The 21,082-nt window shown below is 71.0% G+C and carries 20 protein-coding genes; 15 read left to right on the top strand and 5 right to left on the bottom strand.

Features of this window, described 5'->3' with window-relative positions:
- Positions 1-101 precede the first annotated feature (101 nt).
- The 3 genes from rplU to obgE all read left to right on the top strand — a co-directional run bounded on the left by rplU (position 102) and on the right by obgE (position 2,265).
- On the top strand, positions 102-422 hold the full coding sequence (rplU, locus tag ACI2LY_RS17420) for a 50S ribosomal protein L21 (protein ID WP_161145910.1): 321 nt from the start codon (positions 102-104) through the stop codon (positions 420-422).
- A 14-nt stretch (positions 423-436) separates the two neighbouring features.
- Positions 437-691 carry a 50S ribosomal protein L27 gene (rpmA, locus tag ACI2LY_RS17415; RefSeq protein WP_388993590.1) on the top strand — a complete coding sequence of 85 codons (255 nt, stop codon included), beginning with the start codon at positions 437-439 and terminating at the stop codon, positions 689-691.
- Between the two features lie 128 nt (positions 692-819).
- A complete protein-coding gene (gene obgE, locus ACI2LY_RS17410) occupies positions 820-2,265 on the top strand; it encodes a GTPase ObgE (RefSeq protein ID WP_404707878.1) in 1,446 nt (481 codons plus the stop codon).
- Between the two features lie 67 nt (positions 2,266-2,332).
- Here the strand turns inward: obgE and ACI2LY_RS17405 are convergent, their stop codons facing one another.
- From ACI2LY_RS17405 to ACI2LY_RS17395, 3 genes are read right to left on the bottom strand one after another with little or no spacing between them, the layout of a single operon-like run.
- Positions 2,333-3,478, bottom strand: a complete 1,146-nt coding sequence (locus ACI2LY_RS17405) for a glycosyltransferase family 4 protein (RefSeq protein ID WP_393913541.1) — start codon at positions 3,476-3,478, stop codon at positions 2,333-2,335.
- Positions 3,475-6,351 (bottom strand): CDP-glycerol glycerophosphotransferase family protein, encoded by a 2,877-nt coding sequence (locus tag ACI2LY_RS17400; protein WP_404707877.1) that lies wholly within the window; start codon positions 6,349-6,351, stop codon positions 3,475-3,477. The genes ACI2LY_RS17405 and ACI2LY_RS17400 overlap by 4 nt, the downstream gene beginning before the upstream one ends.
- An 18-nt stretch (positions 6,352-6,369) precedes the next feature.
- The gene (locus tag ACI2LY_RS17395) at positions 6,370-8,616 is read right to left on the bottom strand and encodes a CDP-glycerol glycerophosphotransferase family protein (protein WP_404707876.1); all 2,247 of its coding nucleotides are present in this window, start codon (positions 8,614-8,616) and stop codon (positions 6,370-6,372) included.
- A gap of 280 nt (positions 8,617-8,896) precedes the next feature.
- Here ACI2LY_RS17395 and galE point away from each other — a divergent pair, with 280 nt between their 5' ends.
- Positions 8,897-9,868: a UDP-glucose 4-epimerase GalE gene (gene galE, locus ACI2LY_RS17390; RefSeq protein ID WP_404707875.1), complete on the top strand. Its 972-nt coding sequence runs from the start codon at positions 8,897-8,899 to the stop codon at positions 9,866-9,868.
- 14 nt (positions 9,869-9,882) lie between these two features.
- Here galE and ACI2LY_RS17385 read toward each other — a convergent pair whose 3' ends face one another.
- Positions 9,883-10,572, bottom strand: a complete 690-nt coding sequence (locus tag ACI2LY_RS17385; RefSeq protein WP_404707874.1) for a L,D-transpeptidase family protein — start codon at positions 10,570-10,572, stop codon at positions 9,883-9,885.
- A gap of 212 nt (positions 10,573-10,784) precedes the next feature.
- On the opposite strand from ACI2LY_RS17385, the gene proB reads away from it, so the two are divergent.
- From proB to ACI2LY_RS17360, 5 genes are all read left to right on the top strand, one after another.
- Positions 10,785-11,891 (top strand): glutamate 5-kinase, encoded by a 1,107-nt coding sequence (gene proB, locus ACI2LY_RS17380; protein ID WP_404708167.1) that lies wholly within the window; start codon positions 10,785-10,787, stop codon positions 11,889-11,891.
- Between the two features lie 160 nt (positions 11,892-12,051).
- Positions 12,052-12,477, top strand: a complete 426-nt coding sequence (locus tag ACI2LY_RS17375; protein WP_388993569.1) for a hypothetical protein — start codon at positions 12,052-12,054, stop codon at positions 12,475-12,477.
- Positions 12,478-12,543: 66 nt separating this feature from the next.
- Positions 12,544-13,830 (top strand): glutamate-5-semialdehyde dehydrogenase, encoded by a 1,287-nt coding sequence (locus ACI2LY_RS17370; RefSeq protein ID WP_404707873.1) that lies wholly within the window; start codon positions 12,544-12,546, stop codon positions 13,828-13,830.
- A 57-nt stretch (positions 13,831-13,887) separates the two neighbouring features.
- A complete protein-coding gene (locus ACI2LY_RS17365; RefSeq protein WP_404707872.1) occupies positions 13,888-14,484 on the top strand; it encodes a hypothetical protein in 597 nt (198 codons plus the stop codon).
- Between the two features lie 91 nt (positions 14,485-14,575).
- Positions 14,576-15,643, top strand: a complete 1,068-nt coding sequence (locus ACI2LY_RS17360) for a hypothetical protein (protein WP_404707871.1) — start codon at positions 14,576-14,578, stop codon at positions 15,641-15,643.
- Between the two features lie 18 nt (positions 15,644-15,661).
- Here ACI2LY_RS17360 and ACI2LY_RS17355 read toward each other — a convergent pair whose 3' ends face one another.
- Positions 15,662-16,750, bottom strand: coding sequence for a M48 family metallopeptidase (locus ACI2LY_RS17355; protein WP_404707870.1), 1,089 nt, complete (start codon positions 16,748-16,750; stop codon positions 15,662-15,664).
- A 99-nt stretch (positions 16,751-16,849) separates the two neighbouring features.
- Between ACI2LY_RS17355 and ACI2LY_RS17350 the strand changes: the two genes are divergently transcribed.
- The 6 genes from ACI2LY_RS17350 to ACI2LY_RS17325 all read left to right on the top strand — a co-directional run bounded on the left by ACI2LY_RS17350 (position 16,850) and on the right by ACI2LY_RS17325 (position 21,073).
- The gene (locus ACI2LY_RS17350) at positions 16,850-17,014 is read left to right on the top strand and encodes a hypothetical protein (RefSeq protein WP_388993555.1); all 165 of its coding nucleotides are present in this window, start codon (positions 16,850-16,852) and stop codon (positions 17,012-17,014) included.
- Between the two features lie 131 nt (positions 17,015-17,145).
- Positions 17,146-17,310, top strand: coding sequence for a hypothetical protein (locus ACI2LY_RS17345; RefSeq protein ID WP_361660069.1), 165 nt, complete (start codon positions 17,146-17,148; stop codon positions 17,308-17,310).
- A 55-nt stretch (positions 17,311-17,365) separates the two neighbouring features.
- Positions 17,366-18,043, top strand: coding sequence for a nicotinate-nucleotide adenylyltransferase (gene nadD, locus ACI2LY_RS17340; protein WP_404707869.1), 678 nt, complete (start codon positions 17,366-17,368; stop codon positions 18,041-18,043).
- 16 nt (positions 18,044-18,059) lie between these two features.
- Entirely contained in the window at positions 18,060-19,799 is a 1,740-nt protein-coding gene (locus ACI2LY_RS17335; RefSeq protein WP_404707868.1) for a LytR C-terminal domain-containing protein, read from the top strand.
- A gap of 162 nt (positions 19,800-19,961) precedes the next feature.
- Positions 19,962-20,405, top strand: a complete 444-nt coding sequence (rsfS, locus tag ACI2LY_RS17330) for a ribosome silencing factor (protein WP_393913529.1) — start codon at positions 19,962-19,964, stop codon at positions 20,403-20,405.
- Positions 20,405-21,073, top strand: a complete 669-nt coding sequence (locus ACI2LY_RS17325) for a histidine phosphatase family protein (RefSeq protein ID WP_404707867.1) — start codon at positions 20,405-20,407, stop codon at positions 21,071-21,073. The genes rsfS and ACI2LY_RS17325 overlap by 1 nt, the downstream gene beginning before the upstream one ends.
- Positions 21,074-21,082 lie beyond the last annotated feature (9 nt).

The raw sequence follows: 21,082 nt of genomic DNA, 5'->3' as shown, positions 1-21,082 counted from the left end.
CCTCCCGGTCGCCCTGGGCGGTCGGGAGAGGTCGTCCGTGGTGTTCTACCGGTGCGGCTGGCCTTCGGGGGTGCCGTTCTTCGAGCGAAAGTGAGATCCGCGTGTACGCCATCGTGCGCAGCGGTGGTCGCCAGCACAAGGTTGCTGTCGGCGACATCGTTGAGGTTGACAAGATTTCCACCGCCAATGTTGGCGACACGGTCGAGCTTTCGACCCTGCTCGTTGTCGACGGCGACTCCGTGACCAGCGACCCGTGGGTGCTGGCCGGCATCAAGGTCCAGGCTGAGATCGTGGACCACCACAAGGGCCAGAAGATCGACATTCTGCGCTACAAGAACAAGACCGGCTACCGCCGTCGTCAGGGCCACCGCCAGCAGTACACGGCGATCAAGGTCACTGAGATCCCCGCGGCTGCGAAGTAAGGGACTGAGAACACATGGCACACAAGAAGGGCGCATCGTCCACCCGGAACGGTCGCGATTCCAATGCCCAGCGGCTCGGCGTGAAGCGCTTCGGCGGTCAGCTCGTCAACGCCGGTGAGATCCTGGTCCGCCAGCGTGGCACCCACTTCCACCCCGGCGCGGGCGTCGGCCGTGGCGGCGACGACACGCTGTTCGCGCTCCAGCCCGGTGCGGTGGAGTTCGGCACCAACCGCGGCCGCAAGGTCGTGAACATCGTTCCGGTCGCCTGAATCCTCTGATTCACGGCCGCGAGCGTTAAAGCTGCGCGAGGCGGACCTCACTTCCCGGTCGGGAAGGCGGGTCCGCCTTTCGCGTGTTGACATAGGTAGTACCCGTACTTTTCTGGAGGCACCGAACCATGACCACCTTCGTGGACCGCGTCGAACTGCATGTCGCCGCGGGTAACGGGGGCCACGGCTGTGCCTCCGTCCACCGTGAGAAGTTCAAGCCGCTGGGCGGTCCGGACGGCGGCAACGGCGGGCGGGGCGGCGACGTCATCCTGACCGTCGACCAGTCCGTGACCACGCTGCTCGACTACCACCACTCCCCGCACCGCAAGGCCACCAACGGCAAGCCCGGTGAGGGCGGCAACCGCTCCGGCAAGGAGGGCCAGGACCTGGTCCTGCCCGTCCCGGACGGCACGGTCGTCCTCGACAAGGAGGGCAACGTACTGGCCGACCTGATCGGCCACGGCACCTCCTACATCGCCGCGCAGGGCGGCCGGGGCGGCCTCGGCAACGCGGCCCTCGCCAGCGCCCGCCGCAAGGCGCCCGGCTTCGCGCTGCTCGGTGAGCCCGGTGACTTCCACGACGTGGTCCTGGAGCTGAAGACCGTCGCCGACGTGGCCCTGGTCGGCTACCCGAGCGCGGGCAAGTCCTCGCTGATCTCGGTGCTCAGCGCCGCCAAGCCGAAGATCGCGGACTACCCCTTCACCACCCTGGTGCCCAACCTCGGTGTGGTGACCGCCGGTTCGACCGTCTACACCATCGCCGACGTGCCCGGTCTGATCCCCGGCGCCAGCCAGGGCAAGGGCCTGGGCCTGGAGTTCCTGCGCCACGTCGAGCGCTGCTCGGTGCTGGTGCACGTGCTGGACACCGCCACGCTGGAGTCCGACCGCGACCCGCTCTCCGACCTCGACATCATCGAGGACGAGCTGCGGCAGTACGGCGGTCTCGACGACCGGCCCCGCATCGTCGTCCTCAACAAGATCGACGTGCCCGACGGCAAGGACCTCGCCGAGATGGTCCGCCCCGATCTGGAGGCGCGCGGCTACAAGGTCTTCGAGGTGTCGGCGGTGGCCCACACCGGGCTGCGCGAGCTGACGTTCGCCCTCGGTGACCTGGTCGGCCAGGCGCGTGCCGCCAAGCCGGTGGAGGAGGCGACGCGGATCGTCATCCGGCCCAAGGCCGTGGACGACGCGGGCTTCTCCGTCACCCGCGAGGAGATCGACGGCGAGCCGCTGTTCCGGGTGCGCGGCGAGAAGCCGGAGCGCTGGGTGCGGCAGACCGACTTCAACAACGACGAGGCCGTCGGCTACCTCGCCGACCGGCTCAACCGCCTCGGTGTCGAGGACCGGCTGATGAAGGCGGGCGCCCGCACCGGCGACGGCGTCGCCATCGGCCCCGAGGAGAACGCGGTCGTCTTCGACTGGGAGCCCACGGTCACCGCGGGCGCCGAGATGCTCGGCCGCCGAGGCGAGGACCACCGCCTGGAGGAGGAGCGCCCGGCCGCCCAGCGCCGCAGGGACCGCCAGGCCGAACGCGACGAGTCCCAGCGCGAGTTCGACGACTTCGAGCCTTTCTAGGCCGAGGTAAGGCGAAGGGGCGGGCACCGGTAGCGAACCGGTACCCGCCCCTTCGCCGTACGGTGACTCAGCGCTCCAGCAGGGCGAACAGCTCTTCCCAGCGGTCGGTGATGGCCGTGGGGGAGTAGCGCTGCACGTTCGCGCGCGCCTTGTCGCCCATCTCGTCGCGGAGTTCGGCGCTGTCCATCATCCGGCCCAGCTGACGGGCGAGTTCACTGGTGTTGCCGGGCCTGGCGAGCAGCCCGTCCTCCTCGGTCCGGACGATCTCCCGGACACCGGGGGCGCAGTCGAAGGCGGCGCAGGGCACGCCGCACGCCATCGCCTCCAGCAGCGCCAGCGGGAAGCCCTCGCCGCGGGAGGACTGGACGAACACCGAGGCGCCGTGCAGCGCGCCGACGACGTCGTCGGTCTGGCCCGCCCACTCCACCGAGTCGTCCAGGCCCAGCTCGGCGCACTGCTGCTTCAGGGCCGCCTCGTCGGGGCCGGAACCGTAGATGCGCAGGGTCCAGCCGGGGTGCCCCGGTGCCGCTTCCGCCCAGGTGTCGAGGAGCATGTCGATGCCCTTCTGGTGCCCGAGGCGGCCGATGCTCACGACCACCTTCTCGGTGCGCGGCGACGGCACCTCCGGCATCATCGGCAGCGGGTTCGGCATGAAGCCCACGTTGTTGAGGCCGCGGCCGGTCCAGAGGTCGGCGTCCTCCTGGGTCAGCAGGAGCAGCCGGGCGACGTCCTTGTAGAACTTCTGGACGCGCCCGAACCGGGAGGAGCCCCGCGAGTACTCGTAGGACTCGTGGCTCATGCCGAGGACCGCGTGACCGGCGGTGTCCGCGGCGGCGACCCACTCCATGGCCCACACCTGGGTCACGATGATCATGGCGCCGGGCCGGGCCGCGCGGAAGATGTCCGACAGCCGCTCCGCGGCCGCGCGCATCTCCGTCTCCCGGGCGGCTTCGCGCTTCCGGGCGGTCAGGTTGGCGCGGTCACGGAGGTTGCGGGCCTGCCAGCGGCCGGGGGGCCGGACGTCGTAGAGGGTCACCGTGTCGAACGGCGGGTTGTCCCCGAGGTCCATCGGCACCTCGGGCGGGGCTATGCCCACGATGGTCACCCGGTGGCCCCGCTCGGCGAACAGGGCGGCCATCAGGGCCTGCCAACGGGCCACACCGCCCAGTTCGTTGACCTCGTTGGCCACGAAGATGATGTCTCGCTCGGTCATCGCGCCTCCCCCTCGGAGCCGAAGAAGCGGTCGACGATGCGGGCGGCGGCGTCGCCCCGGTCGTACTCGCCGTACTGCGTCATGAATTCCTTGACCTTGCTCTCGGAGCCGGACGACAGGGCGTCCAGGTCGGACAGCACGTCGAAGAGCTCCTCCTTGGTCCCGACGACGGGGCCCGGAGCCTGCTCGGAGAGGTCGAAGTACGTGCCGCGGCTGTTGCGCACGTAGTCGTCCCAGTCGTAGGTGAAGAACACCATCGGCCGCTGGAGCAGCGAGTAGTCGAACATCACCGACGAGTAGTCGGTGATCAGCACGTCGGACAGGAGCAGCACCGGGGTGATGTCCGGTACCCCGCTCACGTTGACGACGCGCCCGGCGACCGACGGCGGGAGGCTGACGTTGTTGAGGTAGTGCGTGCGGATGAGCAGGGTGAACTGGTCACCGAAGCGCTCCGCGAACTCCTCCACGTCGAAGGGGAACTCGAACTTGCGCACCTTGCCGTCGTCCTGCGCCCGGAACGTGGGGGCGTAGAGCACGACGGGACGGTCCTGCCGGATGCCGAGGCGCTTGGCCAGTTCCCGCGCGGCCGGGGCCTGCTCCGCCGACTCCCGCGCCCGCACCAGGGCGTCGTTGCGCGGGTAGCCGGTGCGCAGCAGCTTCTCCTCCGGCAGCCGGTAGGCCCGGCCGAGGGTCTTCTCGTCGTGCTCACCACGGACCACGAAGTGGTCGAAGCGGTCGATCGCCCGCTGGTACGCCTGCTGCTCGTGCTCCGGCTTGATCCGGTACTGCGGCTCGTCGAAGCCCATGCGCTTGAGCGCGGTGCCGTGCCAGGTCTGGATGTACGTCGTCTCGGGCCGCTTGGTCAGCTTCAGCGGGAAGCCCTGGTTGTCGATCCAGAACTCGGCCTGTGCCAGCGCCCGCAGGTACGGCCAGGACCAGCGGCGCACCAGCTCGACGTCCTTGGGGAACCCGGTGGGACGCGATCCGGCGTACGACCAGATGGCCTTGACCGGCGTACCGCGCCGCCGCAGCTCCTCGTAGATGGCGCGCGGGCTGTCGCTGTACTGCTTGCCGAGGTGGCTCTCGAAGACGATGGTGCCCTTGCGGACCGGGAGCAGCCGGATCATCCGCTCGAACATCTCGACCTTGCGGGGGCCGGAGTTGAGGTCCTTGCGCGCGGAGGCGACCTTGCGCACCGCCGACTTCGCGACCTGCGCGGGCTTGCCCTGCATGTTGCGCTGGACGAGCGCCGACGTCTGCTGGGCGAGCTTGCCGTGCTGGACCAGCTGGAAGGCGAGGTGACCGTTGGCCGAGGCGTGCGGCACGACACGGTCGGCCACCAGTCGGCCGAGGCGCGGCCGGACGCGGACCGCTCCGGCGCCCTCCAGGTCGGTGCGGCCGACGGTGAGACGGCTCGTGGTGTGCTCCCCGTCGACCGTCAGGTGCATCCGCACGTCCCAGACGTCGTCGACGATGCCGACCGGGCGCAGCTTCCGGGCCAGCGGGAGCGCGGCCTGCCAGGTGAGGGCGCCGTCCGTGTGCTGCAGCGTCGTCACCGGGAAGCGGAAGGACTGCAGGCTCTTGCGGCGGGCCCGGAACTCCAGTTCGGCCTCGATCCGGGCGTCCGGACCGATGACGCCGAGCGGGTTGACCAGCGCTCCGGCCAGGGTCACCCCGGCCGGGTTCTCCGTGTACTGGGTCAGCTCGTTGCGCAGGTTGAGCTTCTCCACCGGCTTGTCGTGATAGCCGAGGTCGGTCACGTCGAGGATGCGGCGGGCCAACGGGTCGTCCAGGTGCTCCGCGCACCAGTACACCCGGCCGTCCCGCTCCACCAGCGGGCTGGAGACCTTGTTCTTGTTGAGGAGCGTGTCGATGGCCGGCATGAGGTGATCCCAGTCCTCACGCAGCAGCAGGTAGGCGCAGAGCCGGTGGATCGGGGTGAGCCCGGCGTACGCCTCCTCGGGGAAGTCCTGGATGTAGCCGCGGGCCATCTCCGCGAAGAGGTGCCGGTACTCGTTGTCCAGGAACGGCAGTTCGCGGAGGTAGAGCACCAGGTCGTGCTTGAGGAACTTGATGTCCTTGTGCAGCTTCAGCGCGTCGTGGCCGTCCTCGACGAGGATGCGGTCGATCCGCTGGTGGATCTCCAGCCGGTCGGCGAAGTTGTTGATCTCGTGCCGACGGTTACTGATCGACTTCGCTTCGGTCTTCTCGACGACGTTCCAGTGGTAGACCGTGTTCGGGATCAGCGTGATCCGGGACGCGGCCAGGTACGCCTGCGCGGAGAAGAGCAGGTCCTCGTAGTGGATTCCGCGCGGGAACACCAGGCCCTTCTCGATGAGGAACTCGCGCCGGTAGCACTTGTTCGTCGAGAGGGTGTCGAAGACCAGGAGGTCCGGTATCTCGTCGACGGAGTCGAAGGTGCGCGTCTGCCGGTACAGCCAGGCGTACCACTTGGCGGTCTTGCCCTCGCGGCTATCAATGTGGACGCGCAGGCAGAGACCGGAGACCAGGTCGGCGCCCGTGCGCTCGGCGGCCTCCAGCATGTTCAGGCAGGCGTTGGGCTCGAGCGTGTCGTCGCTGTCGAGGAACATCACGTACCGGCCGCGCGCGATGGCCACGCCCTGGTTGCGCGGTTCGCCGCAGCCGCCGCTGTTCTCGGCGAGCTGGATGGCCCGCACGCGGTCGGAGCCCTCCGCCAGCCGCTGGGCGACCTCGAAGGAGCCGTCGGTGGAGTGGTCGTCGGCGATGACGACTTCCACGTTTCGCAGGGTCTGGTCGAGGACCGACCGCACTGCCGTGGGAAGACGTTCCGCGTCGTTGTAGACGATGACGACGACGCTGATGTCGGGTGTTTCGTTGTCACGCGGGGACACAGCAGCGGCTACCTCTGGTCAAAGTACGGATATCGAATCGGACGGAGCGATGTCTGACGGCGTCGGTGCGGGCACCCGTTCGTCCAGCGGTACGACGGGCGGCAACTGCGTGAGCGACTCCCCGAGGAAGACCTGCCGGACCACGCGCTCGGCCGCCCGCCCGTCGTCCAGCTCGCAGAACCGGCGGCGGAAGGCGGCGCGACGCGCGGTCGCGTCCGGGCTCTGGTACGCGCCCGAGTCCAGCAGGGCGGTCAGCTCGGCCTGCGAGGTGCTGACCGCGCCGGGCGGCTCCTCGAGCAGGTCGAAGTACGTGCCCCGGACGGTGGAGTAGATCTGCCAGTCCGGCGCGTGGATGACGATCGGCCGGTCCAGCACGGCGTAGTCGAACATCGCGGAGGAGTAGTCCGTGATCAGCGCGTCCGCGGCGAGGTACAGCTCCTCCACCCGGCCGTGGTCCGAGACGTCGACGATGCGGCCGCTCCGGTACAGCTCGGCCAGGTGCGAGGACGAGCCGCCGTAGAAGTAGTGGCCGCGCACCAGCAGGGTGACGTCCGGGCCCAGCTCGTCGGCGAGCCGCTCCAGGTCGAGACTCGGCACGAAACCGGCCTGGTACTCGCGGTGCGTCGGCATGTACAGGAACGCCCTGGTGCCGTCGGCGAGCCCCAGCGCGGTACGGGCCGCCCGCACGTCCTCGGCGGTCGCGTTGGCCAGCACGTCGTTGCGGGGGTAGCCCGTCTCCAGCGAGACGTAGGAGCAGGGGTACACCCGCTCCCAGATGGCGGTGGAGAAGCGGTTGGAGCTGACGCTGAAGTCCCAGCGGTCGCAGCGCCGCAGCAGCTGGGCGAAGTCCATGTTCGTGGACGCCGGGTACTTGCGCTGGTCCAGCCCCATGCTCTTCAGCGGGGTGCCGTGGTGCGTCTGGAGGTGGACCTGACCCTCGCGCTTCACGACCGCGTCGGCGAAGTTCACGTTGTTCACCAGGTACTTGGCGCGGGCGAGCGCCGACCAGTACGCGCTGGAGCCGACCCGGACGTAGTCGACGCCCGCGGGCACCTTGTCCACCGCGTCCGCCTTGATGGCCCACACCCGGCGCACGTTCGGCGCCAGCCGGGCCAGCTCGGCGTCGATGGCGGCGGGGTTGCAGGAGACACCGCGGCTCCAGTACGCGGAGAACAGCGCCAGGTTCTCGTCCAGCGGCAGCTTGAGCTGCGACTGGTAGTAGACGCCCATCGCGTTGCGCTTGGACCTGTTGACGGTGGTGCGGGCCCGGCGCCTGACCGCCTGGCGGAGCTTCACCGCGCCCAGGGCACCGGCCATCGTCACGTAGGAGCCGCGCTCGATCATCGCGTACTTGTGGCCGAGGTTGCCGGCCGGCCGCTGGAAGCCCGCGGGGAGCCGCTTGCGGTAGTCGGCGGAGGCGCGATGGAAGAACTCGGCACGCGCGTTCTGCGGCAGTCGGCCGGGCTTGGTGAGGACGGTGAGGAAGTGGTCGACCATCTTGCGGAACAACGGCCCGCGCCACTCGGCGAGTTCGGGATGCGCGTCGACGAAGTCGAAGACCCGGTCGTACTGGTCGAAGACGTCGAAGTGCTTGCGGCTGACGGTCTTCAGGATGTTGCCGCCCTCACGGCGCTGGCGGTACATCACGCAGACCCGGTCCAGCAGGGCGATGTGCTCGGCGCTGATCATCGAGCAGAACGTCCAGGGGGCGTCCTCGTAGTACCCGGACGGGAAGCTCAGGCCCATGCGGAGGACGAAGTCCCGGCGGTACGCCTTGTTCCAGACGATCTGGAGCAGGTCCAGCAGCTGCGGCCGCTCGCTGAGCGGGAAGGACTCGGGCCCGTCGGGGCGGAGCAGGGCGGCGCGCTGGTTGGGGGAGACCCTGCCGTCCCAGTAGCCGCGCGCGTAGTCGTAGACGAGTATCTCGGGGTCACCCGCGGCCTCGAGCCGCTCGGCTATCGCCCGCAGCGCACCCTCGGTGAGGGTGTCGTCGCTGTCGAGGAACAGAAGGTACTCACCCGTCGCCTTCTCCATGCCCGCGTTGCGCGCGTGACCGAGGCCCACGTTCTCCGTGAGGTGAATCACGTGGATTCGCGGGTCGCGCTCGGCGAATTCGTCCAGAATGGCGCCCGAGGCATCGGGCGAGCAGTCGTCGACGGCGATGACCTCGAAGTCCGTGAAGTCCTGCTCCAGGATCGAGTCGAGACACTCCGCGAGGTACGCCTGCACCTTGTACGCGGGGACGACGAGAGAGAGTTTGGGCATCCTTTACAACCTGTTCCGAGGGCCGATCACATGAGTGTGGGCCGGGGCCGGAGTGAACTCTGTCCGCCGACGGGCCCGAGCGAGCCGCCGCCACAGCGTACAAGGACCCTCTCGCGGCGCGAATCGTTCCCTTCCTCTCATGAGATGGTCGTGAAGTGGTCCATCTCATATCTCCACGCATGCCCGATTTCTCAATGTCCGGGATGGGATGTCGGATTCGATTTTCCCTGGCCCATCAAGGAGTCTGCTGCCGGGTAGTGAACATCGAGGAGGAATCGGAATGAGCTGGCTGGTCACGGGCGGCGCCGGATACATCGGTGCCCATGTCGTGCGCGTCATGGCGGAGAGCGGCGAAGGCGTCGTCGTGTACGACGACCTGTCGACCGGCAGTGCCGACCGGGTGCCCTCGGGTGTTCCGCTGGTCGTGGGAAGCGTCCTGGACCAGGAGCTTCTGGAGCGGACGATGCGTGAGCACGCCGTGACGGGTGTGGTGCACATCGCGGCCAAGAAGCAGGTCGGCGAGTCGGTGGAGCGGCCGCTCCACTACTACCGCGAGAACGTCACCGGCCTGCAGACCCTCCTCGAGGCGATGAAGAACACCGGTGTCGGCCGGATCGTGTTCTCCTCGTCCGCCGCCGTCTACGGCATGCCGGACGTCGACCTCGTGACCGAGGACACCCCCTGCGCCCCGATGAGCCCCTACGGCGAGACCAAGCTCGTCGGCGAGTGGCTGATCGCCGCGGCCGCCCGGGCCCACGGCCTGCGCGCCATCTCGCTGCGCTACTTCAACGTGGCCGGTGCCGCCGCCCCCGAGCTGTCCGACGGCGGTGTCTTCAACCTGGTCCCGATGGTCTTCGAGCGGCTGGAGGCCGGGGAGTCGCCCCGTATCTTCGGTGACGACTACGCCACCCCGGACGGCACCTGCGTGCGCGACTACATCCACGTCCAGGACATCGCCTCCGCCCACCAGGCCGCCGCGACCCGGCTGAAGGAGGCGCCGGAAGGCACCTCCCTCACCCTCAACATCGGCCGTGGCGAGGGCAGTTCGGTCCGCGAGGTGGTGGACCGCATCCTCAAGGTGACGGACAACGAGGACCGCACGCCCGACGTGACCCCCCGCCGCGCCGGAGACCCGGCCCGGGTCGTCGCCTCCGCCGACCGCATCCGCGAGGAACTGGGCTGGACCGCCCGCCTCGACCTCGACGACATGATCGACTCCGCCTGGCAGGGCTGGCGCCACCGCCACGGCTGAGCCCGCGTCACGCTTCAGACCTTGAGCTCCGCCTTGTCACCCATCACCACGACAGGGTGGAGCGCAGGGTCGAGCGTGCGCAGCAGATACTCCATGTCCGCCTTCGACTGGCTCACGCACGCCGACGTACCGCTGCCGTGGTCCATGTGCAGCCAGATGCCGCCGCCCTTGGACTGGCCCTGCGGCCGGGTCTGGTCGTTGGGCGGGGTGCCCTTGACGCGGTTGTAGTCGATGGCGATGACGAGGTCGAAGTCGTGCCAGTACGACTTCTTCCAGAAGTGCGGCGCCTGGAACGCGGCCGACTCGGTGTACGGCAGCTTGGCCGCGGGCTGGGCCAGCACCCCACCGGCGTCGCTCAGCGTGAACACCCCGACAGGGCTGCGCAGATCGTCCTCGTGGTGGTCGGTCGTCCAGCCCTTGCGGCCGTTGTGGGTGGCCCAGGCACGCTCCCGCGTCCAGGTCGACCCCTTCTTCGTGTACAGCGCCGCGTCCGAGTCCGCCGAGTCCCGCCCCTTGCCGGAGACCACCAGCACCTGCCGGGACTCCCCGGGTACGCGCTTCCACAGCCGGTCACCGACACCGGGCACCCGCTTCAGGTCGGTCTGGGGCGCCTTTCTGTCGTCCTGGGCCCGCGCGGAACCCGAGTCCTTGTTGTCCGGACCCCCGCACCCCGCCGCGCCGAGGACGATCAACGCCCCGCCCATCGCAGCCGCAACCGCTCGTACCGCACCGCCTTTTCGCATGGGCTCCATGGTCGCAGAACGCGCCCCGCCCGCACCCCGTGCCTCCACCGCGCACCCCGTCCGCCTGCTGAAACCCGGCTGCACCGGCCACCGGCGTTCCCGTAGATTGCGGGCACACGCAGCCGGACCGGGACGAGAGGACAGCGGGCAAGGTGGCAAGCGCAAGGCAGACCGTGGGCGAGGCCCGGCGGATCGTCGTCAAGGTGGGGTCCTCCTCGCTGACCACCGCCGCGGGCGGACTCGACGCGGACCGCGTGGACGCGCTGGTCGACGTGCTCGCGAAGGTCCGCGGCGGCGGGGACAAGGAGATCGTGCTCGTCTCCTCCGGCGCCATCGCCGCCGGACTCGCCCCGCTCGGCCTGGAGCGCCGACCCAAGGACCTCGCCCGCCAGCAGGCCGCCGCCAGCGTCGGCCAAGGCCTGCTGGTCGCCCGCTACACCGCGTCCTTCGCCCGCTACGGCGTCCGCGTCGGCCAAGTCCTGCTCACCAGCGACGACATGAGCCGCCGCGCCCACCACCGCAACGCCTCCCGCACCCTGGACAAGCTGCTGGCGATGGGCGCCTTCCCGATCGTCAACGAGAACGACACCGTCGCCACCGACGAGATCCGCTTCGGCGACAACGACCGCCTGGCCGCCCTCGTCGCCCACCTCGTCCACGCCGACCTGCTGGTCCTCCTCTCCGACATCGACGGCGTCTACGACGGCGACCCCGCCCGCCCCGGCACCTCCCGCATCGCCGAGGTGCGCGGCCCCGCCGACCTCGCCGGGGTCGAGATCGGCAGCGCGGGCAAGGCGGGCGTCGGCACCGGGGGCATGGTCACCAAGGTCGAGGCCGCCCGGATCGCGGCCGCCGCGGGCATCCCCGTGGTCCTCACCAACGCCGTGCACGCCGCCGACGCCCTCGCGGGCGGCGACACCGGCACCTGCTTCCACCCCACCGGCAAACGCTCCGCGGGCCGACTGCTCTGGCTGCAGCACGCCTCCACCCCGCAGGGCTCCCTCACCCTGGACGACGGCGCCGTGCGCGCGGTGGTCGAGCGGCACAGCTCGCTGCTGCCGGCCGGGATCGCCGCCGTCACCGGCGAGTTCAGCGCCGGGGACCCGGTCGAGCTGCGGGACCGGGCCGGGCACGCGGTGGCGCGGGGGCTGGTCAACTTCGACGCCCGGGAGCTGCCCCAGCTGCTCGGGCGTTCGACCCGCGAGCTGGCACGCGAGCTGGGCCCGGCCTACGAACGCGAGGTCGTGCACCGGGACGACCTGGTACTCCTGCACCCCTGACCGCCGCCCCCGCCCCGGAAAGGCCGGGCACACCGGGCGACCCCGGTGGGGGACGTTCCGTAAAACCGCCACGCGGAGCCCTGCGGCCTGCTCAACTTTGTCGCGGGGACATGTTGAAGGGACACGTTCCGTCAAGGGGCCATGCGTGAAGGAGGCCGTCGTGAGACGAGTCCGTCCTGGGGCGGCGTCCCGCGGTGCTCTGACGAGCGTCGCGGCCGGGGACACCTACGAGGAGCCCAAGGACCTGCCCCGCCTGTGGCACGTCACCCTCAGTGTCTCCGGGGAACACGTCCCCGTCCAGGATCTGCGGCGGGCCCTGGAACAGCTCGCCCACGACCACCCCTTCCTCCTGACCAGCAGATACGCCGGTGACCACGCCGAGATCCGGTACTGGGAGGAGGCCCGCGACCTGCACGACGCGGCCGCCGTCGCGCTGCGCCTGTGGGGCGAGCACCGGCAGACCGCCGGACTGCCGCCCTGGGAGATCGTCGGCCTGGAGGTCATCGACCGCGAGACCTACCACCAGCGCATCGCCGAGGGCTACGGGCCCGCACCGGCCACCCCCGTAGGGGTCCACCCCTTCTGAGCGCCCCGCGTCTCGCGGTGTGGAAAGCCCCCCGGAGCGCCACGCGCCGCGCACTACCCTTCCCCCATGACCACGCTCTCCCCGAACGACTCCCTCTCGCCGGTCACCCGGGCCGCCCACCGGGCCAAGGCGGCCGCCGCCGACCTCGCGCCGCTGCCGCGCGCCGCCAAGGACGACGCGCTGCTCGCCGTGGCCGACGCGCTGGAGGTCCGCACCGCCGAGATCGTGGCCGCCAACGCCCGTGACGTGGCCAAGGCGCGGGAGAACGGCACGGCCGAGTCCATCGTGGACCGGCTCACCCTCACCCCCGAGCGGGTCCGCGCCATCGCCGCCGACGTGCGCGACGTCGTGAAGCTGCCCGACCCGGTCGGCGAGATCGTCCGGGGCAACACCCTGCCCAACGGCATCGACCTGCGCCAGGTCCGCGTCCCGCTCGGCGTCGTCGGCATCATCTACGAGGCCCGGCCCAACGTCACCGTCGACGCCGCCGCGCTCTGCCTGAAGTCCGGCAACGCCGTCCTGCTGCGCGGCTCCGCCTCCGCCTACGCGTCCAACACCGCCCTCGTCCAGGTGATCCGGGACGCCGTCGGGGGCGCCGGGCTGCCCGCCGACGCCGTCCAGCTGGTGCCGGGGGAGGGGCGGGAGAGCGTGGGGGAGCTGATGCGCGCCCGCGGACTCGTCGACGTGCTCATCCCGCGCGGCGGCGCCTCGCTCATCCAGACCGTGGTCAGCGAGTCCACCGTCCCCGTCATCGAGACCGGCACCGGCAACTGCCACGTCTACGTGGACGCCGAAGCCGACATCGACATGGCGATCGACATCCTGGTCAACTCCAAGGCCCACCGGGTCAGCGTCTGCAACGCCGCCGAGACCCTCCTCGTCCACCAGGACATCGCCGCCGCCTTCCTGCCCCGCGCCCTGGACGCGCTGGCCGACGCCGGGGTCACCGTGCACGCCGACCCGCGCGTCCTGGCCCACGCCGAGGGCACGAAGGCGACCGTGGTGGAGGCGGTGCCGGAGGACTGGGAGACCGAGTACCTGTCGTACGACATCGCCGCCGCCGTGGTCGACTCCCTCGACCAGGCCGTCGAGCACATCCGGCGGTGGAGCTCCGGGCACACCGAGGCGATCGTCACCACCAGTCAGCAGGCGGCCCGGCGCTTCACCCGTCTGGTGGATTCCACCACCGTCGCCGTGAACGCCTCCACCCGCTTCACCGACGGCGGCCAGTTCGGCTTCGGCGCGGAGATCGGCATCTCCACCCAGAAGCTGCACGCCCGTGGCCCCATGGGCCTTCCGGAGCTGACCAGCACCAAGTACATCGTCACCGGCGACGGCCACGTACGCCCCTGAACATCTCCACCGAGCGCCCACGGGACGACGGACGAATTTCCATACCGTCTGCCCAAATTGACCCCCCAGGTCTACTCTGGACCCGTGCCGGAGGACGTGGGGGGCACGCCGTTCCCTGACGGCTGGGAGCCCGACGACGACCACGACCACGGGGTGCCGGACGAAGAGTTCGCCTCCGTGGTGTTCGACGCGGCCTTCGTCGCCGCCGCCACCATCCACGAGCCGACCGCCGTGGAACGCCTCCTCGCCGCCGCCGAGGCCCGCGCCGAGGCGACCGACACCGACGGCCGCCGCACCCACGCCCCCGCCGACCCCTACGACGAGGGCTACGGCCCCGACGGCAACGGTTTCGGCCACGACCTCGACGACGACGACCCCGACGGCCGCTACGCCCACGACGGCCACGAGGGCCCCTTCGGCGCCTACGGAAAGATCCGCTGGCACCGGCCCGTCGCCTGGGTGCTCGCCGTGGTGATGGGCATCGGCATGGTCGCGCTGGCCTTCGCCGCCGTCTACCGGGGCGCCTCCTCCGGCACCCGCGACCAGGTGCCCGCCCCCGCCTCCACCGGCCTCGGCCGGGACGGCGTGGCCGCGCCCTCCGTCTCCGCCGACTACTCCCGGCCAACCGTCTCCGCGATCCCGCCCACCCCCTGACGCCCGCCCGGGCGTTCTTGGTGCGAACCTGCCAGAAGTTTGTCGCGCACCAGCGCGTTTACCCGAGCCTCCCGCGACCTACCCTGAATGTATGGGCGGGCCTGGAGACCCACCGGAGGGGACACCCGAGGGCGGCCCCGGAGGTGCCGAGGACGAGTACCGATCCGTCGTGTTCGACGAGTCGTTCGTCCGCGCTGCCCGGCTCCAGGAGTCCTCCGCCCGCGAACGCGTCAGCGACCACGCCCCCGCCGTACGCCGCCGCCCGCCCCTGCGCCGGGGCATCACCCGGCAGGCGATGGTGCTCCTCCTGCTGCTCGCCGTGGCCTTCGGCACCGCCATCTTCATGGGCTTCCGCCACCCGTACGGCTCAGCACCCGTGAAGAGATCCACCGAACCGCTGCGCATGAGCGTCGTCCCGCTCGCCCCGCGCGGCCAGGTGCCCGGCGCCCCCGACGCCCGCACGCTGTACGCCCGCAGCCCCGCCGCCCGGTTCGCGGTGGGCCTAGCCGGGATGCCGCTGCCCCCCTCCCAGCCCACCCCGCACTTCTCCGACAGCCAGGTCCTCGCGGCCCTCGACACCGCCCGCAAGTACGTCCTGCACTCCGCGCTCGACCCCGACGTGCTCACCGGCCGCCAGACCCGCCCCGTACGGGCCCTGATCGCCGCCGACCAGCTCGACCAGTTCGACCGCGGCATGGCGGCCCCCGCGGCCGACGGCAGGCACGCGCCCACCGGCTGGATGATCCGCTTCGACCCCGCCCGCACCGCCCTCGCCGACAACGACATCCGCACCCGGGGCGCCCTCCGGGTCAGCGAGACCGACTCGGCCACCCTCCAGGTCGTGGCCGACGGCACCTTCGTCTACGCCCTGCGCGCCGCCGGAACCGAGGGCAAGAGCCCCGTCTCGCTGTTCACCGTGCGCCGCGAGCTGACCTTCCGCTTCGACCAGGAGATCCTGCGCGTCGGCCAGACCCGGCTGACCTCCTCCAGCACCCAGGCGGGCCCGCTGTCCTGCGACACGGACACCAGCGCCTATCTGCGGCCGCTGCTCGCCGGTGAGCGGGCCAAGGCGGGCGGACCGCCCGGCACCGACCCCTATGGGACCGGCGCCGCGGCCCTGTGCGGCACGCTCGCCGACTCCGCCCAGCCGCACGTGTGAGCGCGGGGCCGGGGCGGCTCAGCCCTCCGCCGGGGCGTCCTTCGCGGGACCGTCCTTCGGGGGCTGCCCGGCGAAGCCGTTGAAGCCCCGCTTCACCCGGCCGCCCAGGTCGCCCGCACCGCCCGCGAGATCCGAGACCAGCTTCATCAGCGGGTCCTTGCTGGTGCGCACGTCGCTCGCGTAGCTCGCCGCGGACTGCCGGAAGGACTCGCCGACCCGGGCGTCCTTGTCCTCCTCGCGGCGCGGGTAGTGGCCGTCCATGATCCGCTGGAAGTCGCGCGACTCGGCCCACCGCTTCAGCTCGGCCGCCCGGATCGTGGTGAACGGGTGCGAGCGCGGCAGCACGTTCAGGATCTTCAGCACCGAGTCCCGCAGGTCGCCCCCGGCCTCGTACTCCTCGGCCTGCTCCAGGAACGCGTCCACGTTCATCTCGTGCAGGTGGTTGCCGCCCGCGATCTTCATCAGGCCGCGCATCGACGCCCTGAGGTCCTGGCCCACCAGCAGCCCGGCCCGGTCCGCCGACAGCTCCGACTTGCGGAACCACTCCCGCAGCGCCGTCACGATCGCCATGATCGCCACATTGCCCAGCGGAATCCACGCCACCTTCAGCGCCAGCGAGGTCAGGAACAGCAGCACCGTGCGGTACACGGAGTGGCCGGACAGCGCGTGGCCCACCTCATGGCCGACGACCGCCCGCATCTCCTCCTCGTCCAGCAGCTCGACCAGACCGGTGGTCACCACGATGACCGGCTCGTCCAGGCCGATGCACATCGCGTTCGGCTTCGGGTCCTGCGTGACGTACATCGCCGGGACCTTCTCCAGGTCCAGGATGTAGCAGGCGTCGCGGAGCATGTCGCTCAGGTGGGCGAACTGCCGGTCGGAGACCCGCACCGAGTCGGACAGGAACAGCAGCTTCAGGCTCCGCTCGGGCAGCAGCCCGCTCAGCGCCTTGAACACCGTGTCGAAACCGGTCAGTTTGCGCAGGGCCACCAGCGCGGACCGGTCGGCCGGATGCTCGTAGGCCCGCGAGGAGATCCCCGGGAAGCGGCTGCGGCGCCTGCCCGGCACCCGCTCGTGGCCGGCCTGCTCGTGGCGGTCGTCGGACATGTCTTCCCCCTGCGTCTTCGGAAACCCGCTGCGCCCCCCGGACCGGGCCCAGCCTAGGCGGAGATACCGTGGACGGGCAGCACCCCTAAGGAGTCACGCATGGAGCACCACCCCACGGCCACCTGGCTGACCGAGGCCGCCGCGAGCGCCGTCCAGCAGCAGGGGCCGGGAAACCTGCTCCGGATCGTCCTGATCGTGATGGTCCTGGGCTGCGCGCTGACCGCCTGGTTCCTCCTGCGCGGCTACAAGCAGAAGGACGACTGACGCGCGGCGGAGGTTCCCGCGCGCCGCGCCCCGAGGGCCCTTTGCCGGAGTCGGCGTGATCGTCGCGGGGGCACCCGCTTACGATGAAGCGACGTCTTTATCCCGCCCACACGCGATAGGTCCTGCCGAAGATGAGCTTCCACAGCACCGCTGCCCAGTTGGTCACTCTCGCCGCCGAGGGCGGCGAGCACGGCGGCAACCACAACAGCCTGAACCCCGCGGTCACCGGCGGCGGCGCCCTGATCATCCTGCTGCTCCTGCTGTGGATCACCACGCGCTTCAACCGCGACCGCTGAAACCCGACCGGTCCCCGGCGAGAAGCCGCAGGCCGGGCCGGTAGGGTCTGCACGCATGGGAGAGCAGGACATGCCTACCGGTCCGGCGGAGGGCACCGTGAACGATCCGGCCGCGAGCACGGCCGGCCACGGCCCCGCCCGCACGGACCGGCGCAGGCTCGGCGTCATGGGCGGCACCTTCGACCCGATCCACCACGGACACCTCGTGGCGGCCAGCGAGGTCGCCGCCCGGTTCCAGCTGGACGAGGTGGTGTTCGTACCCACCGGCCAGCCCTGGCAGAAGTCGCACCGGAACGTCTCCCCGGCCGAGGACCGCTATCTGATGACGGTCATCGCCACCGCCGAGAACCCGCAGTTCTCGGTCAGCCGCATCGACATCGACCGCGGCGGCCACACCTACACCGTGGACACGCTGCGCGACCTGAGCCTTCTCAACCCCGACACCGACCTGTTCTTCATCACCGGCGCCGACGCCCTGGCCCAGCTGCTGACCTGGCGCGACTCCGAGGAACTCTTCTCCCTCGCCCACTTCGTCGGCGTCACCCGCCCGGGCCACCAGCTCACCGACGCCGGTCTGCCCGCGGGCGGGGTCTCCCTGGTCGAGGTGCCCGCGCTGGCCATCTCCTCCACGGAGTGCCGGGCGAGAGTCGCCAAGGGCGACCCCATCTGGTACATGGTCCCGGACGGCGTCGTCCGCTACATCGACAAGCGTGAGCTGTACCGCGGCGAGTGAGCCGAGAGGGGCACCGGTGAACGACCGATACGAAGCTGGGTACGGCGACGAGAGTCACGGAGGTGAGGACCAGTACGAGATCGTCGGCTACGACGACTACGGCCGCCCCGTGTACCAGCAGGTCCCGCCCCGCCACACGCCGCAGCAGCAGACCTACGACCCCTACGGGCAGCGTCAGGGCTACCCCCAGGGCGGCTACGACACCGGGCAGCAGCAGCCCGTACCCCCCGCCTACGACCCCTACGGGACCCAGCACGCCCCCTACGACCCGTACGGGAACGGCGGCCAGGACCCCGCGCCCGGCTACGACCCCTACGGGCAGGCGGCGACCAGTGGGCAGCAGCCGAGGGTCACCGAGCGGACCGCGCACATCCCGCAGCAGACCGGCCCCGGCGCCCAGCCGCAGTCACAGCCGCAGCCGCAGCCGCGCGAGGAGCCCGGCACACCGCCGCCCCCGGCCGGACCGGAGCGCCAAGAGGCGGGCGAGGGCGGGGAGTTCGCGTTCGCCGAGGAGCCGGACGGTGAGTCCGAGGACGTCATCGACTGGCTGAAGTTCACCGAGAACCGCACCGAGCGCCGCGAGGAGGCCCGCCGTCGCGCCCGCGGCCGGGTCGTCGCCCTCGGTGTCGTGCTCGGCCTGGTCGTGGCGGGCGGCGTCGGCTACCTCTGGTACGACGGCAAGCTGCCCGGCGTCTCCTCGCCCGGCGCCGGGACCGGCACCACCGTCGCCGCGGGCGCCCAGAAGCGCGACGTGATCGTGGTCCACCTGCACAACACCGGCACGCGCGACACCTCCACCGTGCTGCTCGTCGACAACACCACCACCCGGCGCGGCACCACCGTCCTGCTCCCCAACTCCCTGGCGCTGAGCGACGATTCGGGCACCACCACCACGCTCGCCAAGTCGGTCGACGACGACGGCTCCTCCGGCACCCGCGACCAGCTCGACACCGTCCTCGGCACCGACATCCAGGGCACCTGGCGCCTGGACACGCCGTACCTGCAGAACCTCGTGGAGCTGGTCGGCGACATCGAGATCGACACCGACACCGACGTGCCCGACCCCGACGCCAAGAAGAAGGGCGCCGCCCCGCTCGTCCACCGGGGCAAGGCGCAGACCCTCAGCGGGAAGATGGCCGTCGCCTACGCCACCTACCGGGGGCCCGGCGAGACCGAGAACGCCCAGCTCAAGCGGTTCGGTGCGGTCATGCAGGGCGCGCTGCGCAAGCTGTCGTCCGACCCGTCGGCCGCGACGACCACCGTGCAGACCCTCGCGCAGATCCTCGACCCGCCGCTCACCGACAAGGACCTGGGCACCTTCCTCGCCAAGCTGGCCGACCTCGCCAAGGGCGGGAAGTACCGGACCGTCCCGCTGCCGGTGCAGAGCGACGGCACGCTGACCGCCGGGACCAGTGACAGCGTGGTCAAGAACATCCTGGGCGGCACCGCCAAGAGCCCCGACGCGGGCTCCGCGGTCCGGGTCGCCGTACAGAACGCCACCGGCGCCAAGGACGACACCGACAAGGCCCGCGTGACCCTGCTCGGCGGCGGCTTCGGCTTCATCGAGGGCGGCACCGCCTCCGGCGCCCGGGCCGCCTCCAAGGTGGTCTACTCCGACGCCGCCGACCGGCAGAACGCCGCCGAGGTCGCCAAGACCCTGGGCCTGCCCGCCGGGTCGGTGACCAAGGGCGCGGTCTCCTCCGGCGCCGACGTCCTCGTCGTCCTCGGCCAGGACTACCGGCCCACAACCTCCTGAACGCGACGCGGCACACCCCACGTGAGCACCGGAACACGTGGGGTGCGCCCGGCCGCCCGTGAGACCCTTGGAGTTCCGGTGCCTTCCGGAAAGCGCCCCGCGCCCGGCAGGCCGCCCCGAACTCTTCGTCATCACACCCCGTCCTCGAACGAAAGCCGCACAGTGACCGCCACCGACCGTTCTCTCGAACTCATCAACACCGCCGCCCAGGCGGCCGCCGACAAGCTCGCCCACGACGTCATCGCCTACGACGTCAGCGACGTGCTGTCGATCACGGACGCGTTCCTGCTGGCCTCCGCCCCGAACGACCGCCAGGTCCGGGCGATCGTCGACGAGATCGAGGAGCGCCTGCAGAAGGAGCTCGGCGCCAAGCCCGTGCGCCGCGAGGGCGACCGCGAGTCCCGCTGGATCCTGCTGGACTACGTCGACATCGTCGTCCACGTCCAGCACAGCGAGGAGCGCGTCTTCTACGCCCTGGAGCGCCTGTGGAAGGACTGCCCCGAGCTGGAGCTGCCCGAGGAGGCCCGCGCCACCCGCGGCAAGGCCGAGGAGCACGCCAAGCTGCACGCGGACGAGGCCGGTGACCAGCCCGGCCAGGAGCGCTGATGAGCGCCACCGGTGAGGTGACCGACCGCCCGAGCCGGGGCCGCCGCGTCATCCTGTGGCGGCACGGCCAGACCGCCTGGAACGTGGAGCGCCGCTTCCAGGGCACCACGGACGTGGAGCTGACCGGGACCGGCGTGGCCCAGGCCCGCCGGGCCGCCCGGCAGCTGGCCTCGCTGCGGCCGGACGCGATCATCGCCTCGGACCTCAAGCGCGCCTCGGACACGGCCGACGAGCTGGCCGCCCTCACCGGCCTGGACATCGTCCGGGACGAGGCCCTGCGGGAGACCTACGCGGGTGCCTGGCAGGGCCTGACGCACGACGAGATCATCGCCAGGTTCGGGGACGACTACGCCGCCTGGAAGCGCGGCGAGCCGGTCCGGCGCGGCGGTGGCGAGCTGGAGACCGAGGTCGCCGACCGGGCCGCCCCCGTCGTGCTGCGGCACGCGGAGAAGCTGCCCGAGGACGGCACCCTCGTGGTGGTCAGCCACGGCGGCACCATCCGTACGACGATCGGCCGGCTACTCGGCCTGGAGTCCCATCACTGGGAGAGCCTCGGCGGGCTGACCAACTGCTGCTGGTCCGTGCTCGGCGAGGGCGCCCGCGGCTGGCGGCTGCTGGAGCACAACGCGGGCACCCTGCCCGAGCCGGTCCTCGGCGACGACGACTGAGCCGATTTC

It is taken from the genome of Streptomyces sp. NPDC002176 (assembly GCF_044903645.1).
Taxonomy (GTDB): domain Bacteria; phylum Actinomycetota; class Actinomycetes; order Streptomycetales; family Streptomycetaceae; genus Streptomyces.
Note: the sequence above shows the minus strand (reverse complement) of the source record. Positions and strands in the feature narration are given on the sequence as shown.